At 63.8% G+C, this 16,794-nt stretch carries 15 protein-coding genes; 4 read left to right on the top strand and 11 right to left on the bottom strand.

Annotated elements, in window-relative coordinates:
* Positions 1-178: 178 nt before the first annotated feature.
* Positions 179-610 (top strand): TerB family tellurite resistance protein, encoded by a 432-nt coding sequence (locus J0I79_RS17450; protein ID WP_292861229.1) that lies wholly within the window; start codon positions 179-181, stop codon positions 608-610.
* A gap of 9 nt (positions 611-619) precedes the next feature.
* On the opposite strand, the gene J0I79_RS17445 is transcribed toward J0I79_RS17450, so the two are convergent.
* From J0I79_RS17445 to J0I79_RS17425, 5 genes are all read right to left on the bottom strand, one after another.
* Positions 620-2,242: a dipeptide ABC transporter ATP-binding protein gene (locus tag J0I79_RS17445; RefSeq protein WP_292861226.1), complete on the bottom strand. Its 1,623-nt coding sequence runs from the start codon at positions 2,240-2,242 to the stop codon at positions 620-622.
* A complete protein-coding gene (locus J0I79_RS17440; protein WP_292861223.1) occupies positions 2,239-3,108 on the bottom strand; it encodes an ABC transporter permease in 870 nt (289 codons plus the stop codon). The genes J0I79_RS17445 and J0I79_RS17440 overlap by 4 nt, the downstream gene beginning before the upstream one ends.
* A complete protein-coding gene (locus J0I79_RS17435; RefSeq protein ID WP_292861220.1) occupies positions 3,105-4,052 on the bottom strand; it encodes an ABC transporter permease in 948 nt (315 codons plus the stop codon). Before J0I79_RS17435 ends, J0I79_RS17440 begins: the two co-directional genes overlap by 4 nt.
* Positions 4,053-4,305: 253 nt before the next feature.
* On the bottom strand, positions 4,306-5,787 hold the full coding sequence (locus J0I79_RS17430) for an ABC transporter substrate-binding protein (protein ID WP_292861217.1): 1,482 nt from the start codon (positions 5,785-5,787) through the stop codon (positions 4,306-4,308).
* A gap of 158 nt (positions 5,788-5,945) precedes the next feature.
* Entirely contained in the window at positions 5,946-7,226 is a 1,281-nt protein-coding gene (locus J0I79_RS17425; RefSeq protein WP_292861214.1) for an acetylornithine deacetylase/succinyl-diaminopimelate desuccinylase family protein, read from the bottom strand.
* Between the two features lie 218 nt (positions 7,227-7,444).
* Here J0I79_RS17425 and J0I79_RS17420 point away from each other — a divergent pair, with 218 nt between their 5' ends.
* From J0I79_RS17420 to J0I79_RS17410, 3 genes are all read left to right on the top strand, one after another.
* Entirely contained in the window at positions 7,445-7,873 is a 429-nt protein-coding gene (locus tag J0I79_RS17420) for a L,D-transpeptidase (RefSeq protein WP_292861211.1), read from the top strand.
* 384 nt (positions 7,874-8,257) lie between these two features.
* Positions 8,258-9,469 (top strand): ATP-grasp domain-containing protein, encoded by a 1,212-nt coding sequence (locus J0I79_RS17415; protein WP_292861208.1) that lies wholly within the window; start codon positions 8,258-8,260, stop codon positions 9,467-9,469.
* A 152-nt stretch (positions 9,470-9,621) separates the two neighbouring features.
* The gene (locus tag J0I79_RS17410; RefSeq protein ID WP_292861205.1) at positions 9,622-10,839 is read left to right on the top strand and encodes an NAD(P)/FAD-dependent oxidoreductase; all 1,218 of its coding nucleotides are present in this window, start codon (positions 9,622-9,624) and stop codon (positions 10,837-10,839) included.
* On the opposite strand, the gene J0I79_RS17405 is transcribed toward J0I79_RS17410, so the two are convergent.
* From J0I79_RS17405 to J0I79_RS17380, 6 genes are all read right to left on the bottom strand, one after another.
* A complete protein-coding gene (locus J0I79_RS17405; protein ID WP_292861202.1) occupies positions 10,824-11,657 on the bottom strand; it encodes a class I SAM-dependent methyltransferase in 834 nt (277 codons plus the stop codon). The genes J0I79_RS17410 and J0I79_RS17405 overlap by 16 nt on opposite strands.
* A 148-nt stretch (positions 11,658-11,805) precedes the next feature.
* A complete protein-coding gene (locus tag J0I79_RS17400; RefSeq protein ID WP_292861199.1) occupies positions 11,806-12,792 on the bottom strand; it encodes a lipid A biosynthesis lauroyl acyltransferase in 987 nt (328 codons plus the stop codon).
* A 12-nt stretch (positions 12,793-12,804) separates the two neighbouring features.
* On the bottom strand, positions 12,805-13,833 hold the full coding sequence (locus J0I79_RS17395; RefSeq protein ID WP_292861196.1) for a zinc-binding dehydrogenase: 1,029 nt from the start codon (positions 13,831-13,833) through the stop codon (positions 12,805-12,807).
* Between the two features lie 116 nt (positions 13,834-13,949).
* A complete protein-coding gene (locus J0I79_RS17390) occupies positions 13,950-15,221 on the bottom strand; it encodes a beta-ketoacyl-ACP synthase (RefSeq protein ID WP_292861194.1) in 1,272 nt (423 codons plus the stop codon).
* Positions 15,222-15,266: 45 nt separating this feature from the next.
* Complete coding sequence (locus tag J0I79_RS17385; RefSeq protein ID WP_292861191.1) at positions 15,267-16,457, bottom strand: beta-ketoacyl-ACP synthase; 1,191 nt, start codon at positions 16,455-16,457, stop codon at positions 15,267-15,269.
* Between the two features lie 55 nt (positions 16,458-16,512).
* On the bottom strand, positions 16,513-16,794 hold the full coding sequence (locus J0I79_RS17380; protein WP_010909964.1) for an acyl carrier protein: 282 nt from the start codon (positions 16,792-16,794) through the stop codon (positions 16,513-16,515).

The raw sequence follows: 16,794 nt of genomic DNA, 5'->3' as shown, positions 1-16,794 counted from the left end.
AAAGCCGGCGGCAAAGGCCGCGAAGGCGAGCATGGCGACGGTTTGCAGGCTGAGGTCGATCATTGGCGTGACGAATGCCGGTTCGCTGAGATAGGAGGCGTTCGATCATGGCCGCCCCGTTTGCGCAAGGCCGATTCCGCGCTAACTCTAGTGAAGAGGAATCGGAAAGGGGCCGCTCATGGCGTTCGCATTGCTGGACCAGATACGCTCGATCTTTGACGGCGACCCGGGCGTGCGCAAGGTGGCGGACGATCCCGTGCTGTCGGCGGAGCTGCTGATGCTGTTTCGCATGATCCTGGCGGACGGAACGGTCAGCGAGAGCGAGATGGTTGCCTTCCGGCGCATTTGCAAGGAGGCTTTCGACATACCGGAAAGCAGCATCGACGCGGTCATCGAATATCTCAACGAGTTCGGCTACGAGACCAACGGCTCGCAGGCAATCGCACTGTTTCGTGATCTCGATGTCGAACGGCGCAGGCTGCTGGCGCAGCACATGGCGGAGATCGCCAAAGCGGATTCGCAACTGTCCGAGACCGAGGTGCGGCTGCTGCGGCGCACGCTCGACCTGCTCGATATCAGCCCGGTCGATGTCGTGAAGCCGCAGGAGTAGAGGCGGCCGTCACCCCTGTTCCTGCATCCTGCGCGCGATCGCGCGGTGCAGATCGGGCGCTGCTGCAACCAGCGCTTTGGCGGCCTCCGATTGGGGGTGATCCAGCACTTCGCTCGTCTTGCCACGCTCGACGATCCTGCCCTCGTGCATGACCAGAACCTCGTCCGTGATGGCGCGGGCGACGGTCAGGTCGTGGGTGATGAAGAGATAGGCGATGCCGAGCTTGTGGTTGAGTTCGGCGAACAGGTCGAGGATCTGGGCGCGGATCGAGACATCGAGCGCCGAGACCGGCTCGTCGGCGACGACCAGTTTGGGGCGCGTGATGATGGCGCGCGCGATCGACAGGCGCTGACGCTGGCCGCCCGAGAACTCATGCGGGTATTTGTCCATGTCGCCCTGGCCGAGGCCGACCTCGTGCAGGGCATGTGCCACCATCTCACGGCGCTCGGCGCGTGTCGGCTTTTTCTCCAGCACATGCAGGGGTTCGGCGACCAGTTTTTCCACCTTCTGGCGCGGGTCGAAGGAGCCGTAAGGGTCCTGGAAGACCACCTGCATGTCGCGCCGGGCCGGTTTCAATTCGGGCTCGCTCTTGCCGGTGATGGTTTCGCCGCGAAAGCGGATCGTGCCCGAACTCGGGCGGTCCAGCGCCAGGATCATGCGGGCAAGCGTTGACTTGCCGCAGCCGGAGCGGCCGACCAGCGCCACCGACTGGCCTGGCGCCATCGACAGCGAGACATCGTCGACCGCGCGGATATCGGGCGCGCGGCGGAACAACGAGACGCGGCGGCCGGCATAGTCGCGGGTGACGCCTTCGACCTGCAGCAAGGGTTGGCTGCTTTCGGCACCATGCGGCCGCGCACGCGCCGGCACATGCATCGAGGCCAGCGCCAGCTGGCGCGTGTAGGGATGCAGCTGTTCCGACAGCGTGCGCGCCGTGTCGCCGGACTCCATCACCTCGCCATGGCGCAGGATGGTGATGCGGTCCGACATCTCTGTCACCACGGCAAGGTCGTGCGAGATCAGCAGCAGGCCCATGCGGCTCTCGGCCACGAGGTCGCGCAGGAGGTCGAGAATCTGCGCCTGCAGCACGACGTCGAGCGCTGTCGTCGGTTCGTCGGCGATCAGCAGTTTCGGTTTCAGCGCGCAGGCGATGGCGATGACGACGCGCTGGCGCTGGCCGCCGGACAGTTCGTGCGGATAGCGCGACAGCGGGAATTTCGCCTCGGGCAGACCGACGCGGTCGAGCATCCTGCGGGCCCGCTGCTCGGCATCGGCCCGCGTGGCCCTGGTGTGCCAGCGTATACCTTCGGCGACCTGTTCGCCGATGGTTTTCACCGGATTGAGCGCCGTCATCGGCTCCTGGAACACCATGCCGATGTCGTCGCCGCGCAAAGCGCACATCTGGTCCTCGGTGGCGGCGAGGATATCGATGCCGTCGAATGTGACGCGCCCGGCGGCCCGAGCTGCGTGTGGCAGAAGCCGCATCACCGTCAAAGCAGTCATCGACTTGCCGGAGCCTGATTCGCCAACCAGCCCCATCACTTCGCCGGGCGCGACGGAAAGCTCCACACCTCTTAGGATCGGTGTGTCGCCGATGGTCAGCGACAGGTTCTCGATCTCGAGCAGGCTCATCGTTGCCGCCGCGATTTCGGGTCGAGAATGTCGGCGATGCCGTCGCCGAGCAGGTTCAGGCCGAGCACGGTGACGACGATCGCCATGCCGGGGAAGATCGCCATCCATGGTGCTGCCACCATGCGGGTCTGTGCGTCGAACAGCATGCGGCCCCAGCTCGGCATTGGCGGCTGGGCGCCGAGGCCCAGATAGGAAAGCCCGGCCTCCGCCAGGATGCCCAGCGCGAACTGGATGGTGCCTTGCACCAGGAGCAGCGTGGCGATGTTGGGCAGGACATGTTCGATCGTGATCTGCGTGCTGCTCTTGCCGGCGGCGCGTGCGGCAAGGATGAATTCACGCGGCCAGATGGCCAGCGCGCCGGCGCGCGCGACGCGGGCAAAGACCGGGATGTTGAAGATGCCGATGGCGATGATGGCGTTGACCGCGCCCGGGCCGAAGATGGCGGTGATCATGATCGCCGACAGCAGTGCGGGGAAGGCGAAGACGAGATCGTTGATGCGCATCAGCGCCTCGTCGACGAGCCCGCCGCGCGCCGCTGCAAAGGCGCCGAGCGGCACGCCGACGCCCATGCCGATGCCGACCGCCACCAGTGCCACGGCGATGGAATTGCGGGCGCCGACCATGACCATCGACAGGATGTCACGGCCGAAATGGTCCGTGCCGAACCAATGCGCCAGCGAGGGGCCTTGCGTCTTGTCGGCTATGACCAGCTTCGTCACATCGTAGGGCGTCCAGACGTAGGAAGTCGCGGCCATCAGCAGAATCAGCACTGATATGACGAAGCCGGTCAGGAAAGCGGTGTTCCTGAATGCCTTGGCGAGGATGCCGCCGAGCGTCTCCTCGGGGATGTCGATGTGGAGCGTCATGACCGGCTTCTCAGGCGCGGGTCTACCGCCGCATAGGAAAAGTCGACCAGGAGATTGACGGCGATGACGGCGGCGACCAGCAGCATGACGACGCTTTCGACGACGATCAGGTCACGCTGGGTAATGGCTTGGAAGACCAGGCGGCCGAGGCCCGGCAGATAGAAGACATTCTCGATGATGATGGTGCCGGCAAGCAGGAAGGCGAATTGCAGGCCGAGGATGGTCAGCACCGGGATCATGGCGTTGCGTAGCGCGTGCCGCCACAGGACGGTGCGATAGGGCAGGCCCTTGGCGCGGGCGGTGCGGATATAATCCTCGTTGAGCACCTCGATCAGAGCCGACCGGGTGACGCGCGCCAGGATCGCAGCCTGGGGCAGGGCGAGCGCCACGGCCGGCAGAAGCAACGATTTCAGCGCCGGCCAGATGCCGGCGCTCCAGCCCGGGAAACCGCCGGCCGGCACCAGCCTCAGCCAGACGGCGAAGACATAGATCAGCATCAGCGCGAACCAGAAATTGGGCACCGCGACGCCAAGCTGCGCGGCGCCCATCGAAATCGTGTCGCCGGCGCGCCCGCGCCGGCTGGCGGAAAACAGGCCGACCGGAATGGCAATGACGGTGGAGAGCGCAAGCGCGATCAGCGCCAGCGGCAGCGACACGGCAAGCCGCTCACGCACCAGATCGATGACCGGCACCGAATAGGTGTAGGAACGGCCGAAATCGAGGCTGAGCAGGCCTCCGGCCCAATGCAGGTAGCGCCAGATCAGCGGCGCGTTGAGGCCCATCTGGTCGCGCAGTAGCTCGATCTGATCGGCGCTTGCGTTCATGCCCAGCATCAGCCGTGCCGGATCGCCGGGCAGGATTTCCAGCACGGCGAACACGACGATGGATGCGAGGATCAGCGTGGCGAGCGCGATGGCGAGGCGCTTGAGGAGGTAGGCGATCATGGGCGGTGAAGGGGTGCAGTTGCGAAAGCAAACAACTGGGCACGGCAGAGTTCTATGAGGCCCCCCTCTGTCCTGCCGGACATCTCCCCCTCAAGGGGGGAGATCGCTCTTTCATCAGGGCCTTTGCCGATAAGCAACACTGCATTGAAATCGCGGGCGTAGAAACTGCCAATCTCCCCCCTTGAGGGGGAGATGCCCGGCAGGGCAGAGGGGGGCGTGACGGAACGCAAGCGTCGCCTATTGCCCAACAGCCTCACTCGCTCCACTTCACCTTGGTCAGGTCGTTGGCGGGGATCGGCGCGTTTTCCCACAGGCCCTGCAGCTTGGCGTCCCAGACGCCGACCTTCGGCAGTTCGTAGAGGAAGCCGACCACGGCGTCGTCGGCCAGGATTTTCTGCGCCTCGGCGTAGAGTTCCTTGCGCTTGGCCTCATCGGTCGTCACGTCCAGATCGGCGATGACCTTGTTGAAGGTGGGGTTGTCGTAATTGAAGTAATAGTCCTTGCGCGAATAGATATCGATGTCGTTCGGTTCGGTATGGGAAACGATGGTCAGGTCATAGTCCTTCTTGGTGAACACCTGGTCCAGCCATTGCGCCCACTCGACCGGGATGATCTCAAGGTTGATGCCGACGTCGCGCAGTTCCGAGGCGATGATCTCGCCGCCGAGGCGCGCATAAGAGGGTGGCGGCAGCTTCAGCGTCGCCTTGAAGCCGTTCTCCAGTCCTGCTTCCTTCAGAAGTTCCTTGGCCTTGGCCACATCGTGCGGATAGCGGCCGGTGAGGTCGACATAGTATTTGTTGGTCGGCGACATATGCGAGCCGATCGGCAGGCCGAGCCCGGCCGAGGCGCCATCGATGATCGCCTTGCGGTCGAGCGCATAGGAGATCGCCTGCCTCACCTGCAGCTTGTCGAAGGGCGGCTGCTTGTTGTTGATCGACAGGATGGTCTCCCCTTCGGTGGCGCCGACCACGACCTTGAAGCGGGGATCGTCCTTGACCTGGGCGACGCTGTCGGGATCGAAGAAGGGGAAAGCCTGGATGTCGCCGGAAAGCAGCGCCGGCACAGCGGCCGCGGCATCGGGAACGATGCGGAACTCGACCTTTTCGAGGAATACGGGCGCGCCCCAGTAATGGTCCGATTTCACCAGGGTGATCGACGAGCCCTTGGCCCAGCTGTCGAACTTGAAAGGCCCGGTGCCAACGGGCTTTTCCTTGTTGGTGTCGGCGGATTTCGGCGACACGATCACCGCGTCGCCCCAGCCCATATTGTAGAGGAAACCACCCTGCGGGTGGGTCAGCGTGATCTTCACCGTGGCGGGGTCGACCACTTCGACCTTGTCGATGGCGGCAAAGAGTTGCTTTTGCGCGTTGAGCGAGTTTTCCGCGCGGGCACGGTCGAGTGAGAATTTCACGTCGTCGGCGCTGAAGTCGGCGCCGTCGTGGAATTTCACGCCGGTGTGCAGCTTGAACGTATAGACCTTGCCGTCGTCCGAGACGGTCCAGCTCTCGGCGAGGTCCGGCAGGACTTCGCTGTTGGGGCCGATGCGGGTAAGGCCCTCGAAGACGTTGGCATAGGTGACCTCCCGGATGGCCGCGGCCGCTCCTGCCGTCGGATCGAGATGCGGGGGCTCCAGCGGAATGCCGATGACGAGATCGGTGCGCGCGGCGAACGCCGAGGTGCCGGCGGCGGCCAGCGTCAGGACTGCCGCGGCCAGAATGGTTTTCCACAATTTCATCGTGCAACTCCCCGTGTGGTCAGACATGCGCTCGAACCATGCGGATAGAAGCGTGATTTCGCGCGGGAGTAAATTGCGTTTCATGCTGTGCGGCGGCGTGGCCGGGAATGTTTTTCTCCGCTGGCTTCATTGGCCGGCCGAAGCTTGCCGGCCGGGGCCTATCCCGCCGCGGTGCCGCGCAGCAGCACATTGAGGCCGATGGCCATCACTTTGGCCGATTCCACCATGTCCGAAATGCCGACCCACTCATCCGGCCGGTGAGCGAGGTCGAGAATGCCGGGCCCATAAGCGATGCAGTCATAGATATGGCCGATGCGGGCAATGTGCTTCTGGTCGTAGGTGCCGGGCGAAATGACGTAGTCGGGCTCGCGGTCGAAGATGGCATGAATGCCTTGCGCCACTGCCTTTACCACCGGCGCGTCACGCTCGGTCATCAGCGGCAACACTTCCATGAGGTCGCGGATTTCATAGTCGAACTTTTTGCGCTCGCGCTTCAGCCGCTCCAAAATACCGGTCACTTCGCCTTTGACCGTGGCCAGATCTTCCTCGAGCAGGAAGCGGCGGTCGATGGTCAGCCGGCAGGAATCGGGCACGTTGGGCGAGGGCAGGCCGGGCCGGAAATCCTCGGTCTGGCCACCGTGGATGGAATTGATGTTCATGGTCGAGCGCCTAGCGCCCTCGGGAACGACCGGCATGCGCGTCATTTTGCGGTCGAGCGCCGGGAACAACTCCTCCTCGAAGGCCTGCAGCACGGCACCCATATGGCGCACCGCATTGTCGCCGAGGAAGGGCATCGAGCCGTGCGCGATCTCGCCCTTGGTCTCGATTTCCGCCCACCAGACGCCACGGTGGCCCAGGCAGATGCGGTCCTTGTTCAGCGGCTCGGGGATGATGACATGGTCGACCCGGGGCTTCGAGAAATAGCCGAGCCTGGCCAGATGGGCGACACCGCCGAAGCCGCCGGACTCTTCATCGACCGTGCCCGATATCTCGATGGCACCGGGAAAATCGGGGAAGACATCCATGAAGGCCTCGACCGCGATGATGGAAGCGGCCAGGCCGCCTTTCATGTCGCAGGCGCCGCGGCCATAGACCCTGTCGTCCCTGACGATGCCGGCAAAGGGATCGACGCTCCAGCCATCGCCGGCCTCGACCACGTCGATATGCGAATTGAAATGGACGCAAGGGCCGGGTGATCTGCCGTCGAAGCGGGCCACGACATTGACGCGCGGGTAGCGGTCGGTGTCGCCGGGCGTGCCTTCGGCGCGGATGAATTCGATCTCGAAGCCGCGCTTCTTCAGCCGGGCGCCAATATATTCCGCGCATGGCCGGTAGGCCTCGCCGGGCGGATTGATGGTCGGGAAGCGGATGAGGTCGGCGGTCAGCGCGATGAGATCTTCGCGTCTGGCATCGATCGCCTTGAGGAGTCGCTGGTTCATGCGGCGAGTTGAGCAGTGATCTCAGCGGTTTTGCAAGCCCGTCGATCAATGCCGTGCGGCGTGTCGTTGCGGCAACTATCGCGCGAAATCGTTCAAATTCGCTGCTTTGAATTGGCTAATTGATCAAGGAGTGTGTGCTATCCCGTTCACCTGCCATTAAAAAGGTGAAAAATCACGTGAGGGCAGACAAGCAAGGGGCATCAAAGGGGTTTGATCGCATGAAAAAGTCATTTCTCATGGCAGCGATGATGGCCATCGCGCTTTTCGCCACATCGGTCGCCAGCCAGGCGGCCATGCTGACGGCGAATATCGACGTGTCGACGCAGACGATGACGGTCAGATACGGCTCGACGGTTTATCGATGGGCCGTGTCCACCGCCCGTCCGGGTTATTTCACGCCGCGCGGAACCTATCGGCCGCAGCGCACCGCGCGGATGTGGTATTCGCGCAAATACGACATGTCGCCAATGCCTTACTCCGTGTTCTTCAAAGGCGGCTACGCTATTCATGGCACCGGCGCCGTCAGGCAACTGGGGCGCCCGGCTTCGCATGGCTGCGTGCGGCTCCACACGGCCAATGCCGCGACCTTCTACTCGATGGTGCGGGAAGTGGGCTTCGGCAACACGCGCATCGTGGTGACCAACTAGCGCCTGCCACACGCGCCGCCAACACGCGGCGCGGTCTTTCTTGTTCCGGGCCGGTGCAGCCAATCGCTGAGCCGGTCCAGGAGCATTGTGTGCGTCGATGCCGGGCCTGCGGGCCTGTTCCGGATGCGGTTCCCGTCGCGGTGCCCGATCGCTCGAGGCGGCATTTTTACCGCTGGCAAAGCATCCGGCCAAGTTGCATCTGTTCGGATATCCCTTGAAGCTGTTACTAGGATTTGTGCTTCCGGTTCTTTTGCGGAACCTGGACGGCATGGATCAATAGTGACGTGCGGCCTCCTTTATTAGGCTCCGCTTACATTTTGCAGGCCGGTCAATCGGTGCGCCGGGAAACGCGCCATCGCGTGTCGTTTTGCCGGAATTTGACGGATGCTTGCCCAGCCAGAGACGGACGATCACGCTCCCAGCCGGCCCGCCGGGGTGGTTATTCTCGGCGGTGCGCATGGAACCCTGGCGCTCACCAGGAGCCTGGGTATCCGCAAAGTACCTGTGTGGCTGGTGAGCAACGACACCCCGTTGCCCCGATTCTCGCGATACGCCCGTCGCAAGACGACATGGCCCGGTCCCGACGACAGCGGCGCCGTCGCTTTCCTCCTCGATCTGGCGAAGGCTCAAGGGCTAGGTGGCTTTCTTCTGGTCGCCGGCGGCGATCCCGAGGTTCGCTTCCTGTCGCAGGCCATCGATCAATTGTCAGCGGTGTTCGAGGTGGTGCTGCCGCCATGGCAGCAACTGAAATGGGTATGTGAAAAGCCGCTCCTCTATCGCCGCGCCAGCGAAACTGGACTCGCCGTGCCGCTGACCTACGAGGTGACTTCACCTGAACAGGCGGCGCGGGCCGAGCTTCGCTTTCCCGTCATCCTGAAGCCGAATATGGGTGGGAAGAGCCGCTTCGCGCGCGCCAAGGCCGTTCTCGCCAATGATCCGAAATCGTTCCTGTCAGCCTATGAATGGGCGGCCGGGGAGATCGGCGGCGAGAATGTCGTGGTCCAGGAGATGATACCGGGCGGAGGAGAATGTCAGTTCTCCTACGCTGCGCTCTGGAACGAGGGTGCGCCGGTGGCGGAATTCACCGCGCGCCGCACGCGCCAGTATCCGGTCGACTTCGGTTACACCAGCACCTTCGTCGAGGTCGTCGATGAACCGCAACTGATCGCCGCCGCGCGCCGGCTGCTGGAATCGATCGGGCATCACGGGCTCGTGGAGGTCGAGTTCAAACGGGACGCCCGTGATGGCACGATGAAGGTGCTCGACGTCAATCCGCGCCCCTGGACATGGTTTGGACTGGGTGCGGCCGCCGGCGTCGATCTTGGCGCGATGCTGTGGGCGGTCCGGTCGGGCCGAAATCCGACGGTTGCCTCGGCGCGGCCGGGCACATCGTGGATGTATCTCGTGCGCGACATGGTAGCGGCTTGCCAGTTGATCGCGAGCGGCAGGCTGACGAAACGCGCCTATTTCGGGTCGTTCGCCTCCGTCAGCGCATGGGCGACATTCATGGCGCGCGATCCGATCCCTGCCTTGATCGACTTGCCCTTGACGATCTGGAGAGTGCTGACCAGACGGATCTTTCGACTGCTGCGCTAGCTTGGCCGCCGGCGGCAGGGCGGACATCAGCCAAGCCGCATCGCGATCTCGTTTCCGCAATCTTAACCGGAGAATATCTAGGACGACATCATGATGGATTGCCTTTCCCGGCTGCGATCCGATCGCGGAAAGCCAAATGCGAGGCCACGGAGATGACCGCTTCCACCCCAGGGACGGACTGCGAAGTTGCCGTGATCGGTGCCGGCCCCTTTGGCCTGGCTGCGGCCTCCGCGCTGAAGGCCGCGGGCATCGATACGAGAACCTTTGGCGGTGCGATGTCTTTCTGGCGCGATCATATGCCGAGGGGCATGAGGCTGCGCTCTCCCTGGCATGCGACCTATATCGGCCATACGAACGGCCCGCTGTCGCTGGATTCCTATGCGAAGACCCTTGGAATCTCGCCAGACGAACCCTTGCATCTCGAAAACTTCGTCGGCTATGGATTGTGGATTCAAGCCCAGGCGGTTCCGGACCTGGATACACGCTGGGTAGGTCGCGTCGAGCTGGCGAATGGCGGGTTTCGATTGGCCCTTGCCGACGGCGACGCGGTCACCGCGCGACGGGTCGTGGTGGCGATGGGGCTGATGAACCAGCAGTTGATCCCAACCGTTTTCCAGGGGATTTCTGACGAGCTGGTCAGCCATGCCAGCGAGCATACCGACTATGGGTCTTTTCGCGGCAAGCGTGTCGCTGTCATCGGACGTGGGCAAAGCGCCTGCGAATCCGCCGTGCTGCTCAAGCGCGGCGGCGCGGATGTGGAACTCGTCTGCCATGGCCCCGTCCACTGGCTGGGGTACCGGGCCTTATCCGGAAAACAGAGCTGGAGCTTGCGCGACTTCCTGTCGGAGCGGCTCGCATCGCCTTCTCGGGTCGGCCCGTTCCCCATCTCCTGGCTGGTCGAGGTGCCGGGTTTCGTACATATGTTCCCCGAGGTTGCCAGAGCCGGCCTGAACAGGCGCAGTCTCGGCGCTGGCGCGACCGGTTGGTTGCGGCCGGATTTCGACGGGATAAGGATCAGGGCCGGCGGCAGGATCGTCGGCGCCTCCGCCAGGGATAACGGCATCGAATTGCGGTTCGAGAAGGATGCCGCGACTTTCGATCATGTGTTGCTGGGCACGGGCTACCGGATCGATATCGCCAAGCTGGGACTGTTCGCGCCCGACACGCTTGGTGCGATCGCGCGCCGGGAGGGAATGCCGATGCTCTCCGCCGGTTTCGAATCCAGCATTCCCGGCCTGCATTTCATCGGCGCGAGCGCTGTCGGCAGTTTTGGCCCGCTGATGCGCTTCACCGCCGGCACGCCGTTCGCGGCGCGTACGGTTGCGCGTTTCGTCCGCAAGGCCGCCGGCAAGGGCTATGCGGCGGCCTGAAACCGGAAGACGGCGTAGTCGATCGGGCGGATCGCGTCGAGGAAACCGGGCATCGGCCTGACGGACAATTCCCTGAAAATCCCGGTTTCACGGATTGCGGGCCTTGCCCAATCGATGGCGCGGTGGCTGGAACTTCCATAGATGACGAAGCAGCTGCGCGGCCGCCGCTCCAGCGAAGACACCAGGTTTTTCAGGACGATGTCGAAGACGTCCTTTGAAAAGGGATTGTAGAAATAAACCACCAGGGGCGTCTCGGGAAAGCCGTAGGCCGCGGCATCGGCTTCGACGACACTGAGTGCCCGGCATTTGCGTGACGAATCCCGGAAGCGATCAATGTTGGCCCTGGCGATTTCGACCAGTTCGCAGGCGAACTCCACGCCGATGATCTCGGCAAACGAATACCGCGACGCCAGCAACAAGGTCCGCGATTTCCCGGAGCCGATATCGACGAATGTATGATCATGGAGGTCACGGGGCAGTGACTTCATGATGAAGTCGAAGGTCTTGGGCGATGTACATACGGCTTCGTTGCCCTTGGCCCGGTGCGGACCGGCGATGGTCAGGGCGGCAAGCTGGATCGAACCCGCGGTATCGACGCCGTGCCGGCGGTCCCATTCGCGGGCGAGGCGATCCGCCATGACATGCCTGATGTTTCGCCTGATGAAACCAAGGCTCGCGCGCGGACCGTGCCGGTAAACCAGCCTCAGCGGCTCAAGCAGGCCATGCCGACGAAGGTGGGACCATGCCCGGCCAAAACGGCCGAACGAACGGTCTTCGATGCCGTCACGGTCGAGGCGCGGCATCTCGATATTCGTCATGCCACGGCTCCATCCCGGTCGATCATCATCTTGCGGGATATGTGCGCTCCGGTCGCTTAAGATTTCCTGACCTGGAACGTTACGAATGTCTGGATCGCGGGGCCATGGGAACGGTCAAAGGGCCGGCAGTCGCACTTCGCGAGAGACGTCAGCTCTTTGCTGGCTGTGCTTTTGCCGGCGGGCGGGGCTTGCGCCGCCATTTGGTGATCTCCCACCTTTTGTGGAACCACATCCACTGGCCGGGATCCTCGCGCACCCAGCGTTCGACGACGTCGTTGAGCATCTGGGTGGTGGCGTGAACGTCGACGCTGCCGTCGGCTGTGCGCGGCAACACCAGCTTGTCCTCGATCTGGAGCCGGAAGCGATTGCCTGGCAGCCTGACGCAGCGGGCGGGATAGACGTCGCAGTCATAGTGGCGGGCAAGCGTGCCGAGCACCCGGTTGCTTTGGCAGGGGCGGCCGAAAAAGGTCGTGTCGAGGCCGTTGGAAAACTTCTGGTCGACCAGAACACCAATATTGCCGCCATTTTCCAGCACGCCAGCAAGGGCAAAGGAGGCGCCGGCCATCGACGGCAGCAAGCCGCCCATGGTCGATCGCCGCGTCGAAAGGATGTAGTCGGCGAGATAGGGGTTGTTGGGCGGCCGGAACAGCGCGGTGATGTTCATGCCGAAAGTGGCCGCGGCCACCGGTAGGAGCTCGAAATTGCCGAGATGGCCGGTGAAGACGATGTGCGGCTGCTTTTCGGCGGCGATCTCGACAAAGTGCTCTATGCCCTTGACCTCGACGCGGCCCGGCTTGCTGGCGGCGGGGTCATAGTCGAACAGGGCATCGAGAAAGATGTACTCGGCGGCAAGCCGGGCCATATTACCCCACATGTCGGAGGCGATGGCCTGGATTTCGTCCTCGCTCTTCTCCGGATAGGCCTTGCGCAGATTGTCGATGGCGACCTGGTGGCGTCCGACCCTTGGGCCGATGAGGCGCGCGACGCGGTCGGCGAAATTCAGCGCGCTGTCGACCGGCAGCAGGCGCAGTACCGACATGATGATCATGGCGGCGCGCGCGACCAGCCAGTAGTTCACCTGGCGCAGCTGACGGCCAAAGCGAAACCTGAGATCGCGGCGGAACTTCTTGAGCACCGACGTCAGGCCTCAGGCGATGCGCAGGATGATCTTGCCGAACACGTCGCGGCCTTCCATGCGCTTCAGCGCGGCGTCGATGTCATCGAAGCCGACCTCGGTGTCGATGACGGGCGCGACCTGTCCCGCCGCCATCTTCTGCATGGCGTTGGTCATGTTTTCCATGCGGCAGCCGAAGGAGCCGAGCAGTTTCAACTGCTGCTGGAAGAGCTGCATGAGGTTGATCTGCGTCGAGACGCCCGATGTCGAGCCGCAGGTCACCAGGCGGCCGCCGCGCTTTAGGCACAGCATCGAGCCGGCGAAAGTGTCGGCGCCGACATGTTCGAACACGACATCGACGCCTTTTTTCTTCGTCAGCTTGCGTACGACGCCTTCGAAGCGGTCGTCGCGATAGTTGATGACATGGTCGGCGCCAAGCGCCTTGGCCTTGTCGATCTTGTCGTTCGAGCCGACCGTGGTGATGACGGTGCAGCCCATCCGTTTGGCGAGCTGGATGGCGGCGGAGCCGATACCGGAGCCGCCGGCATGGACGAGGATCGTCTCGCCGGGTTGCAGCCTGGCATTGTCGAACAGCATGTGCTCGACCGTGCCGAAGGTAACGGGCGCCACCGCCGCGCCGATGTCGGTCACGCCGGGCGGGGCAGGGACGAGCAGGCGAGCTGGCAGGTTGATCTTCTCCTGCGCGAAGCCGTCGAGATGGAAGCCGTGAACGCCCGAGACGTGTTCGCACAGATTGTCGCGGCCCTCGCGGCAGGCGCGGCAAAGGCCGCAGGTGCGCGCGCCGTAGATCGACACCAATTGTCCCGGCAGCAGGCTGGATACGCCGGGGCCGACGGCCTCGACCTCGCCGGAGGCTTCGGCGCCGACGACCAGCGGCAGCTTGCGCTTGGCGAAGGCCATGCCGCGCCAGCCCCAGACATCGATGTGGTTCAGCGCCACCGCCTTGATGCGCAACGTGACTTCGCCAAGTGCTGGCGGCGGCGGGGGTGGCAGGTCCACCGTCTCAAGACGGCGGTCCTCTATAAGTTGCAGAGCGCGCATGGAGCCTGTCGGTTCTGTTCTAAAGCGCGTCGCGCTTCAGCTCTTTGTTTTATGCATGTCGTTGTCGCAAATCCGAGGTTACTTTTGCGCGACATGCATTGGCGGAAACCGCTCGCTTAGACCGGTTCCCGCGCCATGACAAGGCAGGTGTTCTGGCCGCCGAAGCCGAAGGAGTTCGACAGGACCGTGCGAACCTGAGCATCGCGCTTCTTGTTCGGCACCACGTCGAGCACGATCGCAGGGTCTGGGTTGTCGTAGTTGATGGTCGGGGGAATGACGCTTTCGCGCATCGTCATCAGCGAAAACGCAGCCTCGATGGCGCCAGCGGCCGACAGCGTATGGCCGATCATCGATTTGTTGGAAGAGATCGGCATCGAGCCGATCCGCTCGCCGAACACCGTCGACAGCGACAGGTGCTCCATCTTGTCGTTTTCCGGCGTCGAGGTGCCGTGCGCGTTGACGTAGTCGATCTCGTCTTCGCTCAAGCCGGCATCGGCAAGGGCCGCGCGGACAGCGGCAATCGCCGGCGAGCCGTCCGGCTTGGAGCGGGTGCGGTGGAAATCGTCGGCCTTTTCGCCGCAGCCGCTCAGGATTCCGAGAACGGCAGCCCCACGAGCGAGTGCTGCCTCCAGCGATTCCAGCACAAGCGCGCCGGAGCCTTCCGCCAGCACGAAACCGTCGCGATCCTTGGAGAAGGGTTTCGACGCCTTCTCAGGATTGTCGTTGTGGGTGGAGAGCGCCGAAAGCAGGGAGAAGCGGATCAACGCCTCGGCGGTCGCCGAACCGTCGGCGCCGATCGACAGCGCCCGGTCGCATTCGCCACGCCGGATCGCTTCGACGCCGAGCTGGATGGCGGTGGCGCCGGAGGCGCAGGCGGTCGACAGCGTGATCGGCAGGCCGCGCGTGCCGAACCGGTCGGCGAGCCGGTCGGCGATCGAGCCGAACTGGGTGGTCTCGAAAACATCCAGTTCCTTCAGCCCACGCGCAACCCGCAGCAGCCTTTCGGCGCCGGCATCGTCCTTGTCGGAATTGTAGAGCGCGAAGCGCTCGTGCCAATCGAGCTCTACCGGCGGCGAAGCGAGGAAGAGCGGACCTCCGAAATCGCCGGAATCGAGGCCGGATTCGGCCACCGCCTCACGTGCGGCGGTCTCGGCCAGCTCGTAGGTGAGGGGGCTGGCGCCCTTTGAGCTCGACGCGAGGAAGTCGACCATGCCGGAGATGCGGGTGTTGAGGTGATCGACCGGAAAGCGGGTGATAGGATGGATGCCCGACTTGCCCGAGGTCAGCGCCGCCCAATTGTCCGCCTTGCCGACACCGAGCGAGGTCACCACGCCGATGCCGGTTACGGCGACGATCGGCCTGCCCATGTGATCTCTGAGTTTGGCCATCCGGAAGCCCTCTTAACCTTTGAAACGTGAGTTGCGCTGGCCGCCTTACGCGGCGTTGACCAGCGCCATGCCCTCGAATTGGTGATAGCCGATCGCCGTTGCAAGGACGCTGGCGGGAATGCCTTCAAACGGCTTCTCAGCCGTGGCGTCGAAGACGGGGTAGGCGGCCTTGCGATCGACGGCCAGTGCCGCCAACGCCACGGCGAAAGGAAACTGTGCTTCCTTCATATGGCCGGTAAGCGTCGCGAAGCCACGCGCCGCGACCGCCGGATGGGCTTCGAACGCTGCTTTTTCAGAAGCCGTCGCGGCATGCGCGCCGGATGCGCCCGACATTGCCAGCAACTTGCCGTCGGGCAGCGCCGCCCGGCTGAGCAGCGCGGCGATCTCAGTATCGAGTTCTCCGCGCGAGCGCCTGGCGCGGCTGGAGACGACCGGTCCGAGTTCGGCGTAAATCTTGCGGCCACGGCTCACCGCGTGTTCGCGCTGTTCCAGCACCAGGAAGGCGCCGCCGGAACCGGACACCACGCCGCCGCCCTCGGCGCCCTGTCTTTGCCAGACCGGTTTCCAGGGGCCGCGATGCAGATAGCCGGCCAATTCATAGCCGAGCAGCATGTCGGAATGTTCGGTCTGGAAGGCGCCGCCGACCAGAATGTGCGTGGACTGGCCGGAGCGGATGCGCGCGGCAGCCGTCTCGACGGCGGAGACGCCGGCGCCTTCCTCGCCCATGAACGTGCGCGACGAGCCTGTCACCTTGTGGACGATGGAGATGTTGCCGGCGAGCAGGTTTGAAAGCTGAGCGAGAAAGAGTGTCGGCCGCAGTTCGGTCGTCAGCTTCTCGTTGAGCAGTACGTCGCGGTCGTTGCGGCTTTCCGAGGCGGCGAGAATGGCGGCGTCGACCGCCTCGTCTCGCTCACCGCCGCCGGCGGCTACAACCATGTCCATGGTGGCACAGAGGTCGTCATTGCCCTTGATGCCGGCATCGTCCAGCGCCAGGCCGGCGGCATAGGTGCCGAGCCGCTGCCAGGTTTCCATCTGCCGCTGGTCGCCGCGCTTGGCAATCTGCAGGTTCCAGTCGATCTCGGGCAGCGGATGGATCGTGTAGGGCGCGAAGCGCGCCGCTTCGAGCACCGGCTGCAGGCCGGGTTGTGATAGCTTCTGCCAATGGGCGTCCGGACCTTCCCCAAGCGAGGAAACAAGGCCGATACCAGTGATGACGACGTCGCGGGGGCTGCTCATGAGCGGCTTTGTGGGTCAGGCGGCGCAGCCCGTCAAGGCCGCGCACCAGCCGATGTCAGGCGGTCTTTGCGGCGACCAGCGCGTCGATCTTGGCGCACAGGTTCTTCATGACGAAGTAATCATCGGTGGAAGCCTTGCCGTCATTGACTTCCTGCGTCCACTTTTCCAGCGGCACCTTGATGCCGAATTCCTTGTCGATGGCAAAGACGATGTCGAGGAAATCGAGGCTGTCGATGCCGAGATCGTCGATCGTGTGGCTCTCGGGCGTGATGGTGTCGATATCGATCTCGCTGGTGTCGGCAATGATCTTGGCGACTTTGTCGAACGTGGTGGACAA

The sequence above is a fragment of the Mesorhizobium sp. genome (assembly GCF_017306585.1).
GTDB lineage: Bacteria > Pseudomonadota > Alphaproteobacteria > Rhizobiales > Rhizobiaceae > Mesorhizobium.
This window is presented reverse-complemented; position numbering and strand designations above follow the sequence as displayed.